Source organism: Pseudomonas sp. GL-R-19 (genome assembly GCF_019956375.1).
GTDB lineage: Bacteria > Pseudomonadota > Gammaproteobacteria > Pseudomonadales > Pseudomonadaceae > Aquipseudomonas.
Genome location: NZ_JAHBDJ010000066.1, coordinates 215,597 through 237,678, shown reverse-complemented (window position 1 = coordinate 237,678; position 22,082 = coordinate 215,597). Strand labels below are relative to the sequence as shown.

20 protein-coding genes are annotated in these 22,082 nt (G+C 60.3%); 10 read left to right on the top strand and 10 right to left on the bottom strand.

Annotation, left to right across the window (positions count from 1 at the left end; translation table 11 throughout):
- Positions 1–247: 247 nt before the first annotated feature.
- Complete coding sequence (locus KGA83_RS26540) at positions 248–553, bottom strand: DUF2288 domain-containing protein (protein ID WP_108216739.1); 306 nt, start codon at positions 551–553, stop codon at positions 248–250.
- A gap of 353 nt (positions 554–906) precedes the next feature.
- On the opposite strand from KGA83_RS26540, the gene KGA83_RS26535 reads away from it, so the two are divergent.
- The 5 genes from KGA83_RS26535 to KGA83_RS26515 all read left to right on the top strand — a co-directional run bounded on the left by KGA83_RS26535 (position 907) and on the right by KGA83_RS26515 (position 5,909).
- Entirely contained in the window at positions 907–2,034 is a 1,128-nt protein-coding gene (locus KGA83_RS26535; RefSeq protein ID WP_108216738.1) for a branched-chain amino acid ABC transporter substrate-binding protein, read from the top strand.
- 232 nt (positions 2,035–2,266) lie between these two features.
- On the top strand, positions 2,267–3,190 hold the full coding sequence (gene livH / locus KGA83_RS26530) for a high-affinity branched-chain amino acid ABC transporter permease LivH (RefSeq protein WP_108216737.1): 924 nt from the start codon (positions 2,267–2,269) through the stop codon (positions 3,188–3,190).
- The gene (locus KGA83_RS26525; protein ID WP_108216736.1) at positions 3,187–4,443 is read left to right on the top strand and encodes a high-affinity branched-chain amino acid ABC transporter permease LivM; all 1,257 of its coding nucleotides are present in this window, start codon (positions 3,187–3,189) and stop codon (positions 4,441–4,443) included. Before livH ends, KGA83_RS26525 begins: the two co-directional genes overlap by 4 nt.
- Positions 4,440–5,207 (top strand): high-affinity branched-chain amino acid ABC transporter ATP-binding protein LivG, encoded by a 768-nt coding sequence (livG, locus tag KGA83_RS26520; protein ID WP_108216735.1) that lies wholly within the window; start codon positions 4,440–4,442, stop codon positions 5,205–5,207. The genes KGA83_RS26525 and livG overlap by 4 nt, the downstream gene beginning before the upstream one ends.
- Positions 5,208–5,909, top strand: a complete 702-nt coding sequence (locus KGA83_RS26515) for an ABC transporter ATP-binding protein (RefSeq protein WP_108216734.1) — start codon at positions 5,208–5,210, stop codon at positions 5,907–5,909.
- A 170-nt stretch (positions 5,910–6,079) separates the two neighbouring features.
- Here KGA83_RS26515 and KGA83_RS26510 read toward each other — a convergent pair whose 3' ends face one another.
- A complete protein-coding gene (locus KGA83_RS26510; protein WP_108216733.1) occupies positions 6,080–6,988 on the bottom strand; it encodes a LysR family transcriptional regulator in 909 nt (302 codons plus the stop codon).
- Between the two features lie 107 nt (positions 6,989–7,095).
- Between KGA83_RS26510 and KGA83_RS26505 the strand changes: the two genes are divergently transcribed.
- Complete coding sequence (locus KGA83_RS26505; protein ID WP_223531222.1) at positions 7,096–7,695, top strand: short chain dehydrogenase; 600 nt, start codon at positions 7,096–7,098, stop codon at positions 7,693–7,695.
- Between the two features lie 12 nt (positions 7,696–7,707).
- Here KGA83_RS26505 and KGA83_RS26500 read toward each other — a convergent pair whose 3' ends face one another.
- Positions 7,708–8,064, bottom strand: a complete 357-nt coding sequence (locus KGA83_RS26500; protein ID WP_223531221.1) for a hypothetical protein — start codon at positions 8,062–8,064, stop codon at positions 7,708–7,710.
- Between the two features lie 173 nt (positions 8,065–8,237).
- Here KGA83_RS26500 and KGA83_RS26495 point away from each other — a divergent pair, with 173 nt between their 5' ends.
- Both KGA83_RS26495 and KGA83_RS26490 read left to right on the top strand, forming a co-directional pair.
- A complete protein-coding gene (locus KGA83_RS26495; RefSeq protein WP_223531220.1) occupies positions 8,238–8,906 on the top strand; it encodes a COG3650 family protein in 669 nt (222 codons plus the stop codon).
- A 107-nt stretch (positions 8,907–9,013) separates the two neighbouring features.
- A complete protein-coding gene (locus KGA83_RS26490) occupies positions 9,014–10,627 on the top strand; it encodes an NAD(P)/FAD-dependent oxidoreductase (RefSeq protein WP_108216729.1) in 1,614 nt (537 codons plus the stop codon).
- Positions 10,628–10,722: 95 nt separating this feature from the next.
- On the opposite strand, the gene KGA83_RS26485 is transcribed toward KGA83_RS26490, so the two are convergent.
- Positions 10,723–11,820 (bottom strand): PLP-dependent cysteine synthase family protein, encoded by a 1,098-nt coding sequence (locus tag KGA83_RS26485; protein ID WP_177413312.1) that lies wholly within the window; start codon positions 11,818–11,820, stop codon positions 10,723–10,725.
- A 247-nt stretch (positions 11,821–12,067) separates the two neighbouring features.
- On the opposite strand from KGA83_RS26485, the gene nhaA reads away from it, so the two are divergent.
- Entirely contained in the window at positions 12,068–13,255 is a 1,188-nt protein-coding gene (gene nhaA / locus KGA83_RS26480; protein ID WP_223531219.1) for a Na+/H+ antiporter NhaA, read from the top strand.
- Between the two features lie 103 nt (positions 13,256–13,358).
- Here the strand turns inward: nhaA and KGA83_RS26475 are convergent, their stop codons facing one another.
- Positions 13,359–13,823, bottom strand: coding sequence for a glycine zipper 2TM domain-containing protein (locus KGA83_RS26475; RefSeq protein WP_108216726.1), 465 nt, complete (start codon positions 13,821–13,823; stop codon positions 13,359–13,361).
- Between the two features lie 164 nt (positions 13,824–13,987).
- Between KGA83_RS26475 and KGA83_RS26470 the strand changes: the two genes are divergently transcribed.
- Positions 13,988–14,224 carry a hypothetical protein gene (locus KGA83_RS26470; protein WP_108216725.1) on the top strand — a complete coding sequence of 79 codons (237 nt, stop codon included), beginning with the start codon at positions 13,988–13,990 and terminating at the stop codon, positions 14,222–14,224.
- Between the two features lie 5 nt (positions 14,225–14,229).
- On the opposite strand, the gene pdxH is transcribed toward KGA83_RS26470, so the two are convergent.
- The 5 genes from pdxH to dinG all read right to left on the bottom strand — a co-directional run bounded on the left by pdxH (position 14,230) and on the right by dinG (position 22,020).
- Positions 14,230–14,877, bottom strand: a complete 648-nt coding sequence (gene pdxH, locus KGA83_RS26465) for a pyridoxamine 5'-phosphate oxidase (protein ID WP_108216724.1) — start codon at positions 14,875–14,877, stop codon at positions 14,230–14,232.
- Between the two features lie 24 nt (positions 14,878–14,901).
- Complete coding sequence (locus KGA83_RS26460; RefSeq protein WP_223531218.1) at positions 14,902–15,909, bottom strand: OmpA family protein; 1,008 nt, start codon at positions 15,907–15,909, stop codon at positions 14,902–14,904.
- 113 nt (positions 15,910–16,022) lie between these two features.
- A complete protein-coding gene (locus tag KGA83_RS26455) occupies positions 16,023–17,168 on the bottom strand; it encodes a serine hydrolase domain-containing protein (RefSeq protein ID WP_108216722.1) in 1,146 nt (381 codons plus the stop codon).
- 212 nt (positions 17,169–17,380) lie between these two features.
- On the bottom strand, positions 17,381–19,780 hold the full coding sequence (locus tag KGA83_RS26450; protein ID WP_108216721.1) for a beta-galactosidase: 2,400 nt from the start codon (positions 19,778–19,780) through the stop codon (positions 17,381–17,383).
- A 95-nt stretch (positions 19,781–19,875) separates the two neighbouring features.
- Positions 19,876–22,020, bottom strand: coding sequence for an ATP-dependent DNA helicase DinG (dinG, locus tag KGA83_RS26445; RefSeq protein WP_007992389.1), 2,145 nt, complete (start codon positions 22,018–22,020; stop codon positions 19,876–19,878).
- Positions 22,021–22,082: the final 62 nt, after the last annotated feature.

Sequence of the window (22,082 nt, the reverse complement as noted above, 5' to 3'; positions counted from 1 at the left end):
CGGTTCACATGACACCGCAGCGCGCCTTTGTAGGAGCTGCCGAAGGCTGCGATCTTTTGATCTGATCTTTTGATCTTTTATCCAACATCCAGAAACAATTGAGCAGCCGTTCAGTTGTCCTCTCAACTGTTCCCGTTACGTTTACGTCACCGTGAAGCTGTGGCCTTTCTCCACGGCAACATGCCATCACGCTACCCGGCTACACACTTTCCCCTCTGAAAAGAACGCACCAAACAAGTGCAACCTTTCAAGCCTGCGCCCTTTCCTGGACCAGAATCCACGGCGAAACAACCACGGCCCACAACTGCGGATCACGTTCAAAAAGATCCAGCGCCCGCGTTTCAGACAGCTTGCCGAGCTTGTCGCCGGCCAGCCAGGCAGCCACTTTCACCCCTTCATCCTGGGCCACGGCCTCGGCGGCGGCGATCAAATCCAGGCCAGGATCGACCCACAATAGGGCACCCTTGGCGAAGAACGGCTCCAGCTCTTTCCAGGTAATAGATGCGGTTTCACCAAGCAGCTTGGCATAGAGGGTGCTAGGTTCTTGATTCATGGGACTGTCCGGAAAAAGAAATCGACGCGAATGATAACGTCGCTGGTCTGGCAGAAAAACCCGGATGCAATTGAGTGACCGAAATGAAAAGCGCAGTAGAGCCAGGGAATGCACTGAATCCGGCTATAAGCCCTTCAACACCCCCGCCGCAATTCTGTCTTTTTCTTTCAATAAAGCGACACTTGCAGGTTTTGCCCCCCGGCGCCGCCTTCCCAGGCTGACAATCGGCGCTCTACACTGTACCGGTACAGTTGCCGGGGGGCATTTCCGGGGGGATGTCGTGGATATCTGACCCGGTTCTGCTGCCATCGGCGCCAGGACTATAAAAACTACAACAGTAAGAGTGGAGCACTATGACTAAGGCTACTAAGCAGATTTCCAAACTGTTTGCCGCTATGGTTCTGGCCGGGGTTGCCAGCCATTCGTTCGCAGCTGACACCATCAAGATCGGCATCGCCGGCCCTAAAACCGGTCCTGTAGCCCAATACGGCGACATGCAGTTCAGTGGCGCCAAAATGGCCATCGAGCAGATCAACGCCAAGGGCGGCGTAGACGGCAAGAAACTCGAAGCCGTTGAATACGATGACGCCTGTGATCCAAAACAAGCGGTAGCAGTCGCGAACAAAGTCGTCAACGATGGCGTCAAGTTCGTGGTCGGTCACCTGTGCTCCAGCTCCACTCAACCGGCTTCGGACATCTACGAAGACGAAGGCGTGATCATGATCACCCCGGCTGCCACCAGCCCGGACATCACCAGCCGTGGTTACAAAATGGTGTTCCGCACCATCGGCCTGGACAGCGCCCAGGGCCCTGCCGCCGGTAACTACATTGCCGATTTCGTAAAACCGAAAATCGTTGCCGTCCTGCACGACAAACAGCAATACGGTGAAGGCATCGCCACCGCCGTGAAGAAAACCCTGGAAGGCAAAGGCGTGAAAGTTGCCGTGTTCGAAGGCATCAACGCCGGCGACAAAGACTTCTCGTCGATGATCTCCAAGCTCAAGCAAGCCAACGTCGACTTCGTCTACTACGGCGGCTACCACCCGGAGCTGGGTCTGATCCTGCGTCAATCCCAGGAAAAAGGCCTGAAAGCCAAATTCATGGGTCCGGAAGGCGTGGGTAACGACTCCATTTCGCAGATCGCCAAGGACGCTTCCGAAGGTCTGCTGGTGACCCTGCCGAAATCCTTCGACCAGGATCCGGCCAACGTCGCCCTGGCTGACGCGTTCAAAGCCAAGAAAGAAGACCCGAGCGGTCCGTTCGTGTTCCCGGCCTACTCGGCTGTGACCGTGATCGCCGACGGCATCAAGGCCGCCAAGTCCGAAGACGCCGCCAAAGTGGCTGAAGCCATCCACGCCGGCACCTTCAAGACCCCGACTGGCGACCTGAGCTTCGACGCCAAGGGTGACCTGAAAGACTTCAAATTTGTGGTTTACGAGTGGCACTTCGGCAAACCTAAAACTGAAGCCAAGCCTCAGTAAGGCGTTGCCTGACTGACTGCCAATAAAGCCCACGGCGTGCCGTGGGCTTTATTTTACGAACGTATTGGGCCGCGCTGGCGTGATCCGCCAGTCTCCCCACCTGAAAATCTCAAAACCGTCATCAGCGGTTCGCTGGCAAACCCCGAATTCGAAGTGGATGCAGATCCACGGGGCTCGGGCGGGAAAATGACTCCACCAGTGAAATGCGTATCAGGTTTTTAGGAGCGCTGTAATGCCTGACATCTATCACTTTTTCCAACAGCTGGTTAATGGTCTGACCATTGGCAGCACGTATGCCCTGATCGCCATCGGCTATACGATGGTTTACGGCATCATTGGAATGATCAACTTCGCCCACGGCGAGGTGTACATGATCGGCTCCTACGTGGCGTTCATCGCCATCGCCGGGCTGGCCATGCTGGGACTCGACAGCGTTCCGCTGTTGATGACCGCTGCTTTTCTGGCAACCATTGTCGTCACCAGTGCCTACGGCTACAGCATCGAACGGATCGCCTACCGCCCCTTGCGCGGCAGCAACCGTCTGATCCCGCTGATTTCCGCCATCGGCATGTCGATCTTCCTGCAGAACACGGTTCTGCTGGCACAAGACTCCAAGGACAAATCCATTCCCAACCTGATTCCGGGCAACTTTGCCATCGGCCCAGGTGGCGCACATGAAGTGCTGATTTCCTACATGCAAATCGTGGTGTTCGTGGTGACCTTTGTCGCCATGCTCGGCCTGACGCTATTCATCTCCCGCTCTCGCTTGGGTCGCGCCTGCCGCGCCTGTGCCGAAGACATCAAGATGGCCAATCTTCTGGGTATCAACACCAACAACATCATTGCCCTGACCTTCGTCGTCGGTGCCGCACTGGCGGCCATCGCGGCCGTGCTGCTGAGCATGCAATACGGTGTGATCAACCCGAACGCCGGTTTCCTGGTCGGCCTCAAGGCCTTCACCGCCGCGGTACTGGGTGGTATCGGCAGCATCCCCGGCGCCATGCTCGGGGGGATCGTGCTGGGGGTGGCGGAAGCCTTTGGTGCCGATATCTTCGGCGACCAGTACAAGGACGTCGTGGCGTTCGGTCTATTGGTTCTGGTGTTGTTGTTCCGGCCAACCGGCCTGTTGGGACGTCCGGAGGTTGAGAAAGTATGACTAGGAATCTTAAACAGGCACTGTTCAGTGCCTTGCTGGTGTGGGCCGTTGCCTACCCGGTACTCGGTCTGAAGCTGACCATCGTCGGCATCGACCTCGAAGTCCATGGCACCAGCACTACAACGCTGATCACCATCGCCGTGTGCTCGGTGCTGATGTTCCTTCGTGTACTGTTCGACCAGCAGATCAGCTCGGCCTGGCGCTCCTCGCCCAGCATGCCGCTGATTCCGGCCAAGGCCAGCAACTTCCTGACCCTGCCGACCACCCAACGCTGGATCATCATCGCGCTGATCGCCGGTGCGCTGATCTGGCCGTTCTTCGGCTCTCGCGGCGCGGTAGACATCGCCACGCTGGTGCTGATCTACGTGATGCTCGGCCTCGGCCTGAACATCGTGGTCGGCCTGGCCGGCCTGCTCGACCTCGGTTATGTCGGCTTCTATGCCGTCGGCGCCTACAGTTATGCGCTGCTGTCGCACTACTACGGTTTGAGCTTCTGGATCTGCCTGCCGATTGCCGGGATGATGGCGGCCACCTTCGGCTTCCTGCTGGGCTTCCCGGTCCTGCGTCTGCGTGGTGACTATCTGGCGATCGTGACGCTGGGCTTCGGTGAAATCATCCGGCTGTTCCTGCGTAACCTGACTGGCCTCACGGGGGGGCCGAACGGCATCAGCAACATCGAGAAACCGACGTTCTTCGGCCTGACCTTCGAACGTAAAGCGGCTGAAGGCCTGCAGACGTTCCACGAGTACTTCGGCCTGGAATACAACTCGATCAACAAGGTGATCTTCCTCTACCTGGTGGCGTTGTTTCTCGCGCTGTTCGCCCTGTTCGTCATCAACCGCTTGCTGCGCATGCCTCTGGGCCGTGCCTGGGAAGCCCTGCGTGAAGACGAAATCGCCTGCCGTGCGCTGGGTCTGAACCCGACGATCATCAAGCTTTCAGCCTTCACCCTGGGTGCCTGCTTTGCTGGTTTCGCCGGCAGCTTCTTCGCCGCGCGTCAGGGCCTGGTGACACCAGAGTCCTTCACCTTCATCGAGTCGGCGACCATCCTCGCCATCGTGGTGTTGGGCGGCATGGGCTCGCAACTGGGTGTCGTACTCGCAGCCACGGTAATGATCCTGTTGCCGGAAATGATGCGTGAGTTCAGTGAATACCGCATGTTGATGTTCGGCGCCTTGATGGTGCTGATGATGATCTGGCGTCCTCAAGGTCTGCTGCCCATGCAACGTCCTCACATGGAGCTGCGCAAATGAGCCGCGAGATCCTCAAAGTAGAAAACCTGAGCATGCGCTTCGGCGGCTTGCTGGCGGTCAACGGCGTGGCCTTGAGCGTGAAGGAAAAACAGGTGGTGGCATTGATCGGCCCTAACGGCGCCGGCAAGACCACCGTGTTCAACTGCCTGACCGGCTTCTACAAGCCAAGCGGCGGCAGCATCCTGCTGGACGGCGAGTCGATCGAGGGCCTGCCCGGCCACAAGATCGCCCTCAAGGGCGTGGTGCGCACCTTCCAGAACGTGCGGTTGTTCAAGGACATGACCGCGGTCGAGAACCTCTTGATCGCCCAGCACCGTCACCTGAACACCAACTTCCTGTCCGGTCTGTTCAAGACGCCGTCGTTCCGCAAAAGCGAGCGCGAGGCCATGGAATTCGCCGAGTACTGGCTGGACAAGGTCAACCTCAAGGCGTTTGCCAACCGTCCTGCTGGCACCCTGGCCTACGGTCAGCAACGTCGTCTGGAAATCGCTCGCTGCATGATGACCCGTCCGCGGATCCTCATGCTTGACGAACCGGCCGCGGGCCTGAACCCGAAGGAAACCGAAGACCTCAAGGCGCTGATCAGCATGCTGCGTGAAGAGCACAACGTCACCGTGCTGCTGATCGAACACGACATGAAACTGGTCATGAGCATTTCCGACCACATCGTCGTGATCAACCAGGGTACCCCCCTGGCCAACGGCACGCCGGAACAGATCCGCGACAATCCTGAAGTGATCAAAGCCTACCTGGGGGAAGCGTAAATGCTGCAGTTCGAAAACGTTTCCACCTTCTACGGCAAGATCCAGGCCCTGCACAGCGTCAACGTCGAAGTCCGCCAGGGCGAGATCGTGACCCTGATCGGCGCCAACGGTGCCGGCAAGTCGACCCTGCTGATGACGCTCTGCGGTTCGCCGCAGGCCCACAGCGGCAGCATCCGCTACATGGGTGAGGAACTGGTCGGCCAGGACTCCTCGCAGATCATGCGCAAGAGCATCGCCGTGGTACCGGAAGGTCGTCGGGTGTTTTCCCGCCTGACCGTGGAAGAAAACCTCTCCATGGGTGGTTTCTTCACCGCCAAGGGCGACTATGAGGAACAGATGGACAAGGTCCTCGGACTTTTCCCACGCCTGAAGGAACGCTTCGCCCAGCGTGGTGGCACCATGTCCGGTGGCGAACAGCAAATGCTCGCCATCGGCCGTGCGCTGATGAGCAAGCCCAAGCTGTTGCTGCTCGACGAGCCTTCCCTGGGCCTGGCACCGATCATCATCCAGCAGATCTTCGACATCATCGAACAGCTGCGCAAGGACGGTGTAACGGTGTTCCTGGTCGAGCAGAACGCCAACCAGGCGCTGAAAATCGCTGACCGCGCCTACGTGCTGGAGAACGGCCGGGTCGTGATGCAAGGCACCGGCGAAGCATTGCTGACCGACCCGAAAGTGCGCGAAGCGTACCTCGGCGGCTAAGCCATTGCGGTAAACAGAAAACGGCCTTCGGGCCGTTTTTTTATGCCCACCATGAGATCCCTTGTAGGAGCGAGCTCGCTCGCGATGGACGTTAACGATGACGGTGGCTGGCTGGATGAACGTGGTGTCTATACGTTCTTCGCGAGCAAGCTCGCTCCTACAGGGGGTCGCTACAGTCGATCCAGCGCCTCCCCACTGCGCTTGAACCACCCGATCAAATAATCCGCCAGCACCTGCGTGCGCTTGGGCAATCCGCCCTGATAAGGATGCACCAGATACATCGGCATACTGCGGGTCTGATAATCGCGCAGGAGCCATCGCAAACGCCCGTCGGCCAGTTCTGTTGGCAAACAGTAGGATGGCAGGCGCGCAATACCGGCACCGACCAGTGCGGCTTTCTTCAACAGGTTGTAGTGGTTGCTGGCGAACGGCCCCGACACCCGCACCCGCAACAATTCATGCTGCTGGTGATACAGCCATTCTTCGCGGCCGCTGTAATGGCTGTTGAGCAGGCAACGATGTTCGGCCAGCGCCTGGGGCGTTTGCGGTTCACCGTATTGCTCCAGGTAAGCCGGGCTGGCGCAGGTCAGTTCTTGCCAAGCCAGCAACGGACGCGCCACCAGTCGCTGGTCAATCGCCACGTCAGAACGAATCGCCAGATCGAAGCCGTCGCGGGACAGTTCGCGGTAGCTGTTGTTGAGCTCCAGTTCGATCTGCACCTGGGGATACCTGGCGGAGAACTCCAGCAACAAGCCATCGAAGAAGGTTTCCCCGAGCGATACCGGAACTGTCATCCGTACCGGGCCGGCCATGTCGTCCTTCAGCCGCGCCAGCGCCTGACGCGCCCGCTCGACTTGCACCACCAACGCCTGAGCCTGTGGCAACAACGCAGCGCCGGCTGCCGTCAGGCTCAAACGGCGAGTGGTGCGCTGCAACAGCACCACGCAAAACTGCGCCTCCAACTGGCTGATGCGCTTGGACAGCTGGCCTTTGCTGCAACCGAGCTGCTGCGCCGCCAGGGTGAAACTTCCCGCTTCGATCAATACGGCGAACGCGGCCAGGTCATCCATCTCACTCATGGATTGTTTCCATTTGAAAACCAAAGGTTGCCTATTAGTGCGCTTATCTAGAGAAAAAACCACTCTAAACTGATGCCTTGTTCAACCCATAACGAGGATCAGCTTCCATGAAAATTCTTTTGATCGGCGCAGGCGGTACCATCGGATCGGCTATCGACAAAGAACTATCGCAACGCCACGAAATCATCCGCATCGGTCGCACCAGCGGCGACTTCCGGGTGGACATCAGTGACAGCGCCTCGATTCGCAAACTATTCGCGCAGACGGGCAAATTCGACGCGCTGGTGTGCGCCGCGGGCAACGTGACCTTTGCCCCGCTCAATGAGATGACCGAAGAGAGCTTTGCCCTGGGCCTGAAAGACAAACTCATGGGCCAGGTCAACCTGTTGCTGATCGGTCGCGAGTTCGCCAACGACGGCGCTTCGTTCACCTTCACCACTGGCGTACTCAGTCACGATCCGATTTACAGTGGTGCCTCGGCAGCCTTGGTCAACGGTGCACTGGACAGCTTCGTCCGGGCCGCCGCCATCGAACTGCCCCGCGGCTTGCGTGTGAATTCGATCAGCCCGAACGTCCTGGTCGAGGCCATGGGCAAATACGCGCCGTACTTCCGTGGCTTCAAGCCGGTTCCTGCGGCGGATGTGGCCTTGGCCTACGCCAAAAGCGTGGAAGGCCTGCAAACGGGTCAGACCTTTCACGTAGGCTGAGCCGGTTCAAGCTCAATCAACCAACGTGGGCAAGAGGTCTTTGGCGATGGCTTTCGGGATGGACACTCTGAACTGCGATCCCAGGACCGATTGCACTGTCGTCTCAGAAACCTTCCAGCCATTGATCGATAGCGTCAATTTCTGGCCTATCGACTCGAGGCTAATGCGCTGCATGCGCTCAGTTGCTTCAGGACTGAGCGTGACATTCATTTCAAACACCGAATGAAGTCTGTCGTTGTCCTTCAATAGCAAATCCATTCGGGTGAAGTCGGTTGCCGAAGACAAATTGATCTCGGCAGCCTGACTGCCCGTGGCCCCCGTCATCACAATTAAAAACAACCAGCTCTTCCAGCCCATAGCGTTCTTCATATCCGCCCCCTGTAAAACCGCGGCAGCTTACCTTTGGCACCCTGAAACTCGGCATCGGAATAATTCACAAGATGTTGCCGCAAATCACCCTCTACTTTGCCAGAGAGCAACTCCAGCCTTGTGATGAACGGTCAGCCTGAGTAACGTGGCGGCACTTGTCAGGAGACCCCAAGATGCGTGTTGCCCGTTCCCTAGTCCTCATAGCCCTGCTTCCGCTGTTCGCCGCTTGCCAGTTGTTCGAGGGCGAACGGCAGAACGCCTCCCACGTCGGCCAGACACGCATGCAAGGCCAGTTGACCGCGGCGGACGGCAAGCTGCTGTTCCAGCCGTGCAACCAGGCAAACCGCTACGTGGTCAACGACACGGGCGGTACCAGCGTCCTGCAGCAGGCCGCAAACCTGGCGGACAAGCAGGGCAAACTGTTTGCCGACGTGCGTGGGCGCGTTGTGGCCGGCAGCGGTGGTGACGGCCAGCTCGATCTGGAGCAGTTGTACCGCGTCGAGCGCTCGGGCACCGCGTGCGACGATCCGAATTTCAAGCTGCTGACCCTGCGCGCCGCCGGCCATACGCCGGAGTGGGACGTCAAGGTCAGCGGCAAAGGCATGGTCATTGACCGCGCCGGCCAGCCGCCCCTCGCCGTGCCCTACGTGGAAGAGCAACTGGGCGACGGCCGTTTCAACCTCAGCACCGAAGTCAATAACCAACACATAGAACTGTGGGTTGCACCGCAACGTTGCGTCGACAGCAGAACTGGCAGCATCCAGCACATGAGTGCCGAGCTGCGCGTTGACGGCCAGGTCCAGCGTGGATGCGGGTATTTCGGCGGCTCGCGCGACGACTGATTCGACGAGAGGCGGTTTTTGCCTCACTGGACGCTGTCTTTGGGGCTTATAATCGCCGGCTTCAAACGCCCTGGCGCAGTTGTGCGCCCCGCGAACCGGATCCCGCCATGTTACGAATCACCGAACTCAAGTTGCCGATCGACCATCCCGATGAAGACCTGCGCCCTGCCATCGTGCAGCGCTTAGGGCTTGCCAGCGATGACCTGCTCGATTTCACCTTGTTCAAGCGCAGCTACGATGCGCGTAAAAAGTCCTCCGAGCTGTGCTTCATCTACACCATCGACCTTGAAGTTCGCGACGAGGCGGCGGTACTGCACAAGTTCGCCGATGACCGTAACGTCAACGTGGCTCCGGATGTCAGTTACAAAGCGGTAGGCCAGGCACCGGCCGACCTGAGCGCACGTCCGATCGTCGTCGGCTTCGGTCCGTGCGGGATTTTCGCCGGGCTGCTGCTGGCGCAAATGGGCTTCAAGCCAATCATCCTCGAGCGCGGCACCGAAGTACGCCAGCGCACCAAGGATACCTGGGGCCTGTGGCGCAAAAGCGTGCTCAACCCCGAGTCCAACGTGCAATTTGGTGAAGGCGGCGCGGGGACTTTCTCCGACGGCAAGCTCTACAGCCAGATCAAGGATCCGAAATTCCTCGGTCGCAAAGTCCTGCACGAATTCGTCAAGGCCGGCGCGCCGGAAGAGATCCTCTACGTCAGCAAACCGCACATCGGTACATTCCGCCTGACCGGCGTCGTGGAAAACATGCGTGAGCAGATTCGCGCCCTCGGCGGCGAAGTGCGCTTCCAGCAGCGGGTCACCGACGTATTGATCGAAGACGGCCAACTGGTCGGCGTCGAGCTCAATGGTGGCGAGCAGATACATTCCAGGCACGTGATCCTCGCCCTCGGCCACAGTGCCCGCGACACCTTCCGCATGCTTCACGGGCGAGGCGTGTTCATGGAAGCCAAGCCGTTTTCGGTGGGTTTCCGCATCGAGCACCCGCAATCGCTGATCGACCGTGCCCGCCTGGGCAAATACGCCGGCCACCCGAAACTGGGCGCCGCCGACTACAAACTGGTGCACCACGCCAAGAACGGCCGTTCGGTCTACAGCTTCTGCATGTGCCCGGGCGGTACGGTGGTGGCGGCGACTTCCGAGCCGAACCGCGTGGTCACCAATGGCATGAGCCAGTACTCGCGTAACGAGCGCAATGCCAACTCCGGGATCGTCGTCGGCATTACCCCGGAAGTCGACTATCCGGGCGGCCCGCTGGCCGGTATCGAGCTGCAGGAACGCCTGGAATCCCACGCCTTTGTGCTGGGCGGCAGCAACTACGAAGCCCCGGCGCAACTGGTCGGCGATTTTATCGCGGGTAAACCGTCCACCGAACTGGGCAGCGTCGAACCGTCCTACAAGCCGGGTATTGCCCTGGGTGATCTGGCGTTGGCACTGCCGGCGTTCGCCATCGAAGCGATTCGCGAAGCCTTGCCGGCGTTCGAAAAGCAGATTCGTGGTTACTCGCTGCACGATGCGGTGTTGACCGGCATCGAGACCCGTACCTCCTCACCGCTGCGCATTACCCGCAACGAGTCGTTGCAGAGCCTGAACGTGAAAGGTCTGTTCCCGGCCGGTGAGGGTGCCGGTTATGCAGGCGGGATTCTGTCGGCGGGTGTTGACGGGATTCGCATTGCCGAGGCTGTGGCTCGGGATATCCTCGGCCTCGAGGCTTAAGCCTTAAAGCAAAAGATCGCAGCCTTCGGCAGCTCCTACAGGATTTACACCATTCCCTGTAGGAGCTACCGAAGGCTGCGATCTTTTCATTTGTGTCAGATATTGGCGCGCAACACGCTAGCCGGCAGTGCCTCACCCCGCTCCACCGTCGCTGCCACTGCAGCCATCAAACCACTCAATTCATACCCCTGAGCCTTGAGCCAGTCCTGATCGTAATAGGTCGTGGCGTAGCGCTCGCCACTGTCGCACAGAATCGCCACCATCGACCCCGTCTCCCCCTGCGCCTTCATGTGTTGAGCGGCCATCAGTGCGCCGATCAGGTTGGTCCCGCTCGACCCGCCCACATGGCGTCCCAAACGCTCCGCCAGGTAGTGCATGGCCGCCAGTGACAGGGCATCCGGCACCTTGACCATCGCGTCGATCACCTTGGGCAAAAACGACGCCTCCACACGCGGCCGACCGATACCTTCGATCCGCGAGCCGTGGTCCAGTCGCAGGCTGGCATCGCCGGTCTGGTAGTAATCGAAGAACACCGAACGCTCGGCATCGGCACACAGCACGCGGGTGCAATGCTGGCGATAACGCACGTATCGGCCCAGGGTGGCCGTGGTGCCCCCGGTACCGGGGCTGGAAATCAGCCAGCTCGGCTCGGGGTGCTGCTCGAAACGCATCTGATGAAAGATCGACTCGGCAATGTTGTTGTTCGCCCGCCAGTCGGTGGCGCGCTCGGCGTAGGTGAACTGGTCAATGAAGTGCCCGTCGTGCTCGCGGGCCAGGCGCTCGGACTCTGCATAGATCTGGGTCGGATCGTCCACCAGGTGGCTTTGGCCGCCATAGAAGGCGATTTGCGCGATCTTTTCTTTCGAGGTAGTCGCCGGCATCACCGCAATGAATGGCAAGCCCAGCATACGCGCGAAGTACGCTTCGGAAATCGCCGTGGAACCGCTGGAAGCCTCAATGACCGGCGCCCCTGGCTTGAGCCAGCCATTACACAGCGCGTACAGGAACAGCGAACGGGCCAGTCGGTGCTTGAGACTGCCCGTGGGGTGGCTGGATTCATCCTTGAAGTACAACTCGATGCCTGGAAAACCCGGCAGCGGCAAGGGGATCAGGTGGGTGTCGGCGCTGCGCTGGAAATCGGCTTCGATGATCCGGATCGCTTCGCGGGACCACTGTCGGTTGTCGCTCATGATGGATTTCTCGTTGAATCGGGCAGGAGTCGGCCTTTTATCAAGGCTCATCCAACAAGCTTAGGAAAAAACCTACATCCAGCACAGATACAGCTGAGGTCCAATACGCCCGACAACTGCTAGGCTCAGCTTGGTACTAGCGGCTCACTCTGTAACGGCATATAACAAAAAAGAATATAACTTTTGTTTTAACAACTAACAGTACTTGTTAGGGTGTAACACCTTTTGAACTCACGGATGGAGAGCGACCTTGCCTCTGCGTAGCACTTTCACGCGTTTCTTTCAGTTGGAAGCTGCCAGCGGTCTGTTACTGATCGCCGCTGCCGTTCTGGCTCTAATCATCAACAACTCGCCGCTGGCGTGGTTGTACAACGGCCTGCTGGACACCCCCGTGGTGGCGCAGATCGGCGCGCTTAAAATCGCCAAGCCGTTGCTGCTGTGGATCAACGACGGCCTGATGGCGCTGTTTTTCCTGCTGATCGGCCTGGAAGTGAAGCGCGAAGTCCTCGACGGCCAGTTGTCCAAACCGTCGCAAATCGTCCTGCCTGGCGCGGCGGCGATTGGTGGCATGGTGGTGCCGGCGCTGATCTACTGGTACCTCAATCGCGACACGCCACCGGCCCTCAACGGCTGGGCAATCCCGACCGCTACCGACATCGCCTTCGCCCTTGGCGTGCTGGCGCTGCTGGGCAAACGCGTTCCAGTCTCGCTGAAACTGTTCCTGATGACCCTGGCGATCATCGACGACCTCGGCGCGATCATCATTATCGCAATCTTCTATTCCGGCGCCCTGTCGACCCTGTCCCTGGCGCTGGCCGCGGCCTGTATTGCAGCGCTGATCGGGATGAACCGGCTCGGCGTGGTCAAGCTCGGGCCCTACATGATCATTGGCTTGATACTCTGGGTTTGCGTGCTCAAGAGCGGTGTCCACGCCACGCTGGCCGGTGTGACCCTGGCTTTCTGCATTCCGCTGCGCACGAAAAATGCCGAGCCCTCGCCATTGCTGACCCTGGAACACGCCCTGCACCCGTGGGTCGCCTACGGCATTCTGCCGCTGTTCGCGTTTGCCAATGCCGGCCTGTCCCTGAGCGGTGTCACCGTCGAAAGCTTCACTCACCACGTCCCCATGGGCATCGCCATCGGGTTGTTGCTGGGCAAGACCGTCGGTGTCTTCGGCCTGACCTGGCTGGCCGTGAAAACCGGTATCGCCGCCCTGCCCCAAGGCGCCAATTGGGGCCAGATACTAGGTGTGGCGATTCTCTGCGGCATAGGTTTTACGATGAGCCTGTTTGTCGGTTCGCTGGCCTTTGAGCCGGGGGTGAGTGATTTCGCCGGGATGGATCGCATGGGAATCCTGACCGGTTCGATTCTGGCCGCGCTGATCGGTTATGGGGTGACGGCCATGGCGAGTCGCAAGGGTTCCAGCCTGGCATCCTGATAAACCGCGATAACGCCTGGTGCCAATCAAGACTCGCCTCAGCCAAAAACAAAAAACCCGATCAGTCACCTGATCGGGTTTTTTGTTTATCCGGTGTTTACGCTTAGTGCGAAACGCGGCTGGTGCCACCCACACTGGCGATACGCACACGCTCACCAACACGGAACACTTCGTTTGGCTGAACTTCCTGAACGTAGGCGCGCATGCTGCCATCATCTTCGCGCACGGTGATTTCCACGCCCTGGGTGCGGGTCAAGCCTTCTTCAGCGGCCGAGCCGATCAGGCCGCCAGCGACTGCGCCGATGACCGCAGCAACAACACTACCTTTACCACCACCGATCGAGCTGCCACCAACGCCGCCGACCACTGCGCCTGCAGCGCCGCCGATCGGGGTTTTGGTGCCTTCGATTTTCACCGGACGCAATGCTTCGATGGTGCCCATGCGAACGGTCTGCACGCGACGTGCTTCGTCACGGGAGTAGGAGTCACCGGTCAGGCTCGATTGGCAACCAGTGAGCAACATTGCCATCGTGGAAAAGGAAGCAACCAGTAGAACAGACTTACGCATAGCATCAACTCCAAAGAAACAGATATTCATTAAACTCCGCAGCTTGACGCCTGTCACGGCACCGCCCGGATAAAATTGGTTTGATTCAGGCTCCGTTAAGGCGCCTCCGCGAACTCACACAGTAGCGGCAAAATCGGAAAACTGCCCACTGGCCAAGGACTCTCATGGACTATTTTATCATCGTCGTCACGACTGTTGCCGGTTTGTACTTCCATTGGTGGCTGTACGTGCGGATCAAACGCTGGATGGACCGCGACCTGGCACTAGCGCTGGCGGGCAAGGATGAGCAGAAAAAAGCCTTCATGCTCGAACGGTTGGCGAGTGCTCAGGCGCAGAAGATCAAGCGTCGAGACCTGCCGAAGTGGCTGGAGGCCGCTGCGGCAGACTATCCCGGTGGGTAAACTGCTCAGGGGGCCAGACGTTCAAGAATCCAGTCGGCGCCCTGCTGGCGGTAATTGAGGCGGTCGTGCAGGCGGCTTGGGCGGCCCTGCCAGAATTCGATGCGCTCCGGCAGCAGGCGATAACCACCCCAGTGTTCCGGGCAATGCGGCTGGGTGTCGCTGAAACGTTGCTCGGTGTCCTTGAGCAGCGCTTCCAACTCGCCACGACCGGCGATCACGCGGCTCTGCGGCGATGCCCAGGCCCCCAGGCGACTGCCCAGTGGACGGACCTGATAATAGGCATCGGACTCTTCAGGCGTGACCTTCACCACCCGCCCTTCGATGCGCACCTGGCGCTCCAGCGCCGGCCAGAAAAACGTCATGGCCGCGAACGGATTCGTGGCCAGGTGTTGGCCCTTGGCGCTTTCGTAGTTGGTGAAAAAGGTGAAGCCCTGCTCGTCCAGGCCCTTGAGCAACAGTATGCGACAGTGCGGTCGACCGTCCTGGTCGACGGTGGCCAGGGTCATGGCATTGGCTTCCACCGGCGCCTGTTCGGTTTTCACCGCGTCGGCGAACCACTGGTGGAACAGCGCAAACGGCTCGGCCGGGGCTTGTGCCTCGGTCAGGCCATCACGGGTGTAGTCACGACGCATATCAGCCAGGCCCTGGGTCATGGCGCATTCCTTTTGGTTAACCTATCACTGCTTTGCAGTATCGGTGGTGGCGACTTTCTTGTCAGCCGTCGAGGCTTTGGCTGGCGTGGTCTTTTTTGCCGGCGTTGCGGTTTTCGCAGGTGTTTTCTTGGCCGACGCTTTTTTCGCCGGGGCTTTTTTCGTCGCTGGAACAGCAGCCTTTTTAGTCGCTGGGGCCGGTGTCACAGGCTTGGCAACCGGTTTGACGTCAGCGGCAGCGACCATGGTCACCGGGGCTGGCGCCGGCATGTTGTACTTGCTCAGCAGCGCGACCATGGTGTTTTGCGGAGTCACCAGCAATTCCACGCGGCGGTTCAACGCACGCCCTTGCACGCTGTCGTTGGCGGCACGCGGCGCATCACCGCCCAGGCCACGCAGCATCAAGCGATCACGCTGCAAACCACTGAGACGGAAAATCGCCGCAACGGACTGGGCGCGCTCCTGGCTCAGTTTGACGTTGGAAGGCGCAGCGCCGGACGTATCGCTGTGGCCGAGGATCAAGACAGAGGTCTTTGGATCGGCTTCAAGGATTTTCGCAACCCGGGTAAACGGACCGAGTGTGACCGGCAGCAGCATGGCCGGACGATCAGGATTGAACGAGCCTTCGACCGGCGCAGTCACCACCAGCACGTTTTCGCGGCGTTCGAGTTGCATGTTGCTGCCCTTGACCGCCTCGCGCAGGCGCGGTTCGTAGTCGTCAAGCCAGGCCTGGGTGACTTTCGGGTCGGGCATCGGCACAGCCTTGGCGGTGCTCTGCTCGCTGCCGCCGAACGGCCAGTACCACTTGCTGCCGCTAGCGGTTTCGGCCTTGGCCACCGCAACGGGTTTGACTTCAGGTTTTACCTGCGGCTTGACCGCGGGCTTGTCGGCGCTGTCGTCCGAACCGAATGGCCAGTACCAGTGGCTGCTGCTTTCAGTCTTGGCAACGGGGGCCGCCGCGTCTTTCTGTGGAGTCTGTGCGCAACCGGTAATAGCGAAGCACAGGGCCAAGGCGAGGGTTTTATTGGATGACATTGGATATCCACAAAAATGAAGTCAAAAAAATCAGGCCACATCGGCCCGTATAAACAGACGCTTTGAAACTGGAAAGGCAATCGGGTTCCAGCACTGGAACCCGATGACCGCTTTTACAGACAAGTGGCCAGAACCCGCACCAGCTTTTGCGCGCGCGGATCCATCAAGACGTACGGCCCCAGGGTATTTGTCACAAATCCGAAGGCCACATCGTGCTCCGGGTCAGCAAAGCCAACGGAACCGCCGGCGCCGGGATGACCAAACGCCCGCGGACCAAGGCCGAAGGTGGCGTTGGCAACATCCGGTTGATCGAGCATGCAACCCAGGCCGAAACGGGTCCGGGTCAGTAAAGTCTTGTCCTCGCCGAGACTGTGCTCGCGGGTCAGTTCATCGAGCATTTCGCTTTCCAGCAGGCTGCCGTCGAGTAGGCCTGCATAGAAGCCGGCCAGGCTGCGGGCATTGCCGTGGCCATTGGCGGCCGGTTGCTGCATGCGTCGCCACTCGGATTTGTTGGTGCTGGTCATGATCGACGGCGGGTTGGTGAACGCCCGGGTCGTCATGGCCGTTGGCTCACGCATGGTCACTTGCAGCAGGCGCTGGGCGGCGGCATCGCCGACATTGCCCTTGCCCCGCGCAATGTGGGCCACACGATAGAACTCTTCGTCGGCCAGGCCGACATGAAAGTCCAGGCCCAACGGTTTGGCGACCCGCGCGACGATGGATTCCCCCGGTCCACGACCGTCGGCACGGCGCAGCAATTCACCGACCAGCCAGCCATAGGTGATCGCCGCGTAACCGTGACCCTCGCCCGGCGTCCACCACGGCGCTTCGGCGGCCAGGGCGTCGACCATGGTTTGCCAGTCGTAAAGGGCTTCGGGGGCCAGTAACTCGCGCAATGCCGGCAGGCCGGCCTGATGGCAAAGCAGTTGACGCAGGGTAACGGACTCTTTGCCGGCAGCGGCAAATTCGGGCCAGTAGCGCGCAACCGGGGCATCCAGTTGCAGCTTGCCTTCGGCCACCAATTGCAGCGCGGTGACGGCGGTAAAGGTCTTGGTGCAGGAGAACAGGTTGGCGATGGTGTCGCTGTGCCAAGCCTCGGCCCCGTCCTTGTCCGCAGTGCCGGCCCACAGATCGAGGACGGTTTCGCCACCGACCTGGATGCACAACGCTGCGCCACGCTCCTGAGGATCGTCGAACAGCGCCGCGAACGCCTCTCGCACCGCTTCGAACTTAAGCTCGTAATGACCCTGAATCTGCACCCGCAACTCCCCGGATTAACGCTCTACAAAGTGGTCGGCATTGTTCCAGCCCTTGAGGGTTTTGGGAACAGGGTTGGGCTGGATGGTTGTGGCGAGGGGGCTTGCCCCCGTTGGAGCGCGCAGCGCTCCCAAATTATTCAGCCGTTGCCGAGATTTTAGGGTTGCTACGCAACCCAACAGGGGCAAGCCCCCTCGCCACAGGGTTTCGGGTCTTAGTGACCTTTGCCGGAATGCCCGCCAGCGCCCTTCCCCGGCCCCTTGCCGGCCTCGGCCTTGCGGCCGCCCTCGGCGTCGTGACTGGCTTTGTCGGCGGCGGCCGCAGACTTCTCGGCCTCCTTGCCCAATTGCTCGACCGTCGTCAGGTTGCTCTTGCGCACGCTGTCGACAAAGCCCTGGAACGGCAGATCAGTAATGCCCACCAACCCGAAGTGACCGTTTTCACCGTCAAGCAGGCGCCCGGTGACCGGTTGATCGAGGTACTGAAACCAATGCACACCAACAATCGACGGCTCGCTCAAGGCCTGCTTGAGGAAGTTGGCATACGCCGCGCCGCGGTCCTCCTCCTTCGCCAACGGCGTGACGCCGCCCCAGAACGGGCCACGATCGGTCGAGCCAAAATTGAACTCGGTGATCAGCACGGGTTTGTCGAGACTGCGCAGTTTGGCGAAGTCGTAACCATCCTGAGGTTGCAAGGTATACATGTTGAAACTCAACACGTCGCAATACTGGGCGCAGGACTCCACGGCCTCCGGCGTGCTGATGGCGAAACGGCCGCCGAGCAGCAGCTGGTTCGGCGCGTGCCACTTGAGGGAGTCGGAGAGGGTCTTGAAATAAGTGTCGGCAAGGACCTTCTGGAAGTATTTGAAGTCAGCTTCGATTTCCGGGTGCTCGGCGCTTGGCAGTGGCGGTACGAACCCCGGGTCTTCCATCAGCTCCCAGGCCGGCAGATCAATGCCCCAGGCCTTCGACAAGCCAGCCTGATTACGGTACTTGTCGCGCAGTTGCTTGAGGAACGCGCGCTTGGCCGGCACGTCGGTGGTCATTTTCAAGGTGCCGTACGCCAGGGCATAACGGGCTTTCGGGTCATCGCCGGGACCGGCCCAGGCCAGTTCATTGTCCGCGTAGTAACCGATCAGCCACGGATCGTCACGATGGTCGCGGGCGGCGATGGCCACGGCACGTTCGGTGGCCATGGCGAAACGCGGGTCGAACGGGTCGGGCATGCCGCCCCACCAGTCGGTACCGGTGCTGATGCTGGCGTAGTCGCCGACGATCGACAGCGGTAAGGTGTACGGCACGCGATCAGCGTTGCCCAGTACCGGAGCACTCCAGTTGCCAATGGTGTTGAAGCCCCAGGCCTGCAAGCGATCAAGAGTGTGACTGGCCCAGCGTTGCTCGTCGAACAGCGCCTTGCACGGTTCGACAGATTTCGGCTCTGCCACTTTCGCTACCCTCGCTTCGGCGACGCCGGCCTTGGTTTCGCTGCCCAACGCGCAAGGATCACCATACAGACGCTGCAGGTTGGCAGCGTAGAAGTCGTACCAGCGTCCGGCATTATAGCCGCGTCCTTGATCGGACCCGTTGCCGCTACGGTTGTCGCCATCGCCATAGTGGTTGGCCAGCGCCTCGTCGGTCTTGGGCAGGGATTCGAACATCCACTCGCGACCGGCAACATAGGTCTGGTTGACATCCGGAGCCACGGTATTGACCCCGAGGGAATAGAACGGGTGGCCTTCAGGCGTCACCAGATACCAGCGACCGTCATGCTTCTCTGTGCGGAAAAAACCGCTGGCCTTGAAGGACGGGCCTTTGGTCAAACCACCGAATTTGTCCAGGGAGGACTTTTCGCGCTCGGCCAGCCAGGTTTTCAGTTGCTGCTGCTCTTTGCCGGCAGCGCCCTTGAGTTGTTCGTCGCTGCTGATTTTTTCCGGCCATTTAGCCCGGGTCGACTGGCCGTATGCATCCACCAATCCGCCATACACGGCTTGGGTGACCGACTCGCCGTCCTGCACACCAAAGCGTTCCAGCAGGATGCTTTGCGCGACCTTCGGCTGGTCCATCGACAAGCTCACCGACACCACTTGGCTGCGATCCAGGTCACCGGCGCTACTGGCCAGCAACACACGCTGACCCTCGACAGTCACAGGCATCGGTGGGCCAGCCTTCATGCCCTGGCTCAGTGGTGAAGTCGCTTGCAAAGGCACCAACAGGGTTTGCGCAGGCCCCGCCGGCAAATCGACGCGGCTGACCAGCGTCTTGCCGTCGTTGCTCTGGATGGTCACGTACAGGGTCAGGGCCCAGTTCATCGCGCTCTGGATCCGCAGACTCATGACGCCCGACTGCGACCAGTCCCAAGCGCCGGTTTGCGGGGTCAGGCGCAATGTCGGCCGGGCGGCCGGGTTGAACGTCACCCGGCGCAGCACTTCGCCCTCGGGGGTTTGCTCGCCGTTGGATTGCGGCAGGCTGGCGTCCTGAGTCGCCACCTGGACCACGTCGGCGGGGCGTACAAAGTTGAACAGCGTCTGCGGGCTGGCGGGAGCGGCCAGCAGAGGTGTTGCGAACAGCAGGGCAAAAACGGCAGGTAACGAACGGCGCAGCGAACGGCAAATCATGAGAACGAAAATCTCCCTAACGACCCGGATGGGCCAGTGGAAAAGCGATGGCAGAGAGATAGACAACGCGGTGGGCAAAACCGCCCACCGGTGTTTCAGGAAATTTCTCGACGGAACGGCGGCAACGCGTTGAGGATGGCTTTGCCATAGCGCTGGGTCACCAGGCGCCGGTCGAGCAAGGTGATGGTGCCGCGGTCTTCTTCGGTGCGCAGCAAGCGACCACAGGCCTGGACCAGTTTTAGCGAGGCGTCCGGCACGGAGATTTCCATGAACGGATTGCCGCCCCGGGCTTCGATCCACTCGGCCAGCGCCGCTTCGACCGGATCATCGGGTACCGAGAAAGGAATCTTGGCAATGACCACGTGCTCGCAATAGGCACCGGGCAAGTCGACCCCTTCGGCGAAGCTCGCCAGGCCGAACAGCACGCTGGAGTCGCCGCCATCGACTCGCGCCTTGTGCTTGTTGAGGGTTTCCTGTTTCGACAGGTTGCCCTGGATGAACACTTGCTTGCGCCAGTCGCGGTCCAGGCCATCGAACACGTCCTGCATCTGTTTACGCGAGGAAAACAGCACCAGCGTGCCCCGCGAGCCTTCGACCAATTCAGGCAGATCACGAATGATCGCGGCGGTATGCGCTGCTGCATCACGGGGGTCGGCGTTCAGGTTCGGCACCCGCAACACACCGGCGTCGGCATGATGGAACGGGCTTGGCACCACCGCCGTCACGGCTTTTTTCGGCAGGCCGGCGCGCATGCGGAAGCGGTCGAAGGTGCCGAGTGCGGTCAAGGTCGCCGAGGTGACCAGACAGCCATACGCCACATTCCACAAATTGCGCCGGAGCATTTCCGCCGCGAGGATGGGACTTGCGTTGACCTCGATATCGAACAGCGAACCGCTCTCGGCCAGAGTCAGCCAGCGCGCCATGGGCGGGTTGTCTTCCGGGTCTTCGACGGTGAAGGCGGTCCACAGCTCCCAGTTGCCGGAAGAACGCGACAGCAGGCTGCCGAACAGCGGATACCACTCTTCGGCCTGGTTGCTGGCGATGCCAATGTTGACCTCGCCGTCCATGCCTTCCTTGAGCAGTTCGGTCAGGCGGGTGAACAGGTCCGTCAGGCGCGCGAAGCCTTTCTTCAGTTCAATGCCCATCTCGCGCATGTGCTCGGGAATCACACCGCCGACGAATCGGTGACGCGGGCGCTCGCGGCCTTCAACGTCTTCGCCGGGTTTGAAATCGGCAATCTGCTCGCAGGCGGTGAACATGAACTGCTGCTGGGTCTTGATCTCCCGCGCCAGCTCCGGCACCTGCTCGATCAACTTGCCCAAGTCGCCCGGCAACGGGTGCTGGGCCAACAGTTTGGTGAGGTTCTTGGCGGTGGTTTCCAGCCAGTCGGCGGTGGAGCGCAGGCGCGTGTAATGGGCGAAGTGGCCGATGGCCTTGTCCGGCAGGTGATGGCCTTCGTCGAACACGTAGATGGTGTCGCGCGGGTCAGGCAGCACCGCGCCGCCGCCCAGGGCCAGGTCGGCCAGAACCATGTCGTGGTTGGTGACGATCACGTCAACCTTGCCCATGCCTTCGCGGGCCTTGTAGAAGGCGCACTGGCCGAAGTTCGGGCAATGACGGTTGGTGCACTGGCTGTGGTCGGTGGTCAAGCGCGCCCAGTCGGCGTCTTCCAGGGCGGTTGACCAACTGTCGCGGTCACCGTCCCATTTATTGCCGGCGAGCTTCTCGATCATGCTGGTGAACAGCTTCTGGCTGGCCTCGTCGACCTCGATCTTGAAACCTTCTTCTTCGAACAACTGCGCCGTGGCGGTCTGCGCGTGGCCTTCCTGAAGCAACATGTCGAGCTTGGACAGGCACATGTAGCGCCCGCGCCCCTTGGCCAGGGCGAAGCTGAAGTTCAGCCCGCTGTTGCGCATCAGGTCGGGCAAGTCCTTGTAGACGATCTGCTCTTGCAGGGCCACGGTGGCCGTGGCGATCACCAGGCGCTTGCCGGCGGCCTTCGCCGTGGGAATCGCCGCCAGGCTGTAGGCCACGGTCTTGCCGGTACCGGTGCCGGCTTCCACCGCGACAATCGCGGGGTCGCCACTGCGCCGGCCTTCGTCGTCGGTGTCGATGTCACCCAGGACCTTGGCGACTTCGGCGATCATCAGGCGTTGGCCATAACGCGGCTTGAGGCTCTTGGCTTCGAGAAAACGCGAGTAGGCGCCCTGGATCGTGGTTTTGAGTTCGGTGCTGATCATGGATTGTCGGGCGCAAAAAACGCTGGATAAATTTTCAGTGGTTCGGTTTGGTCGCTATCATA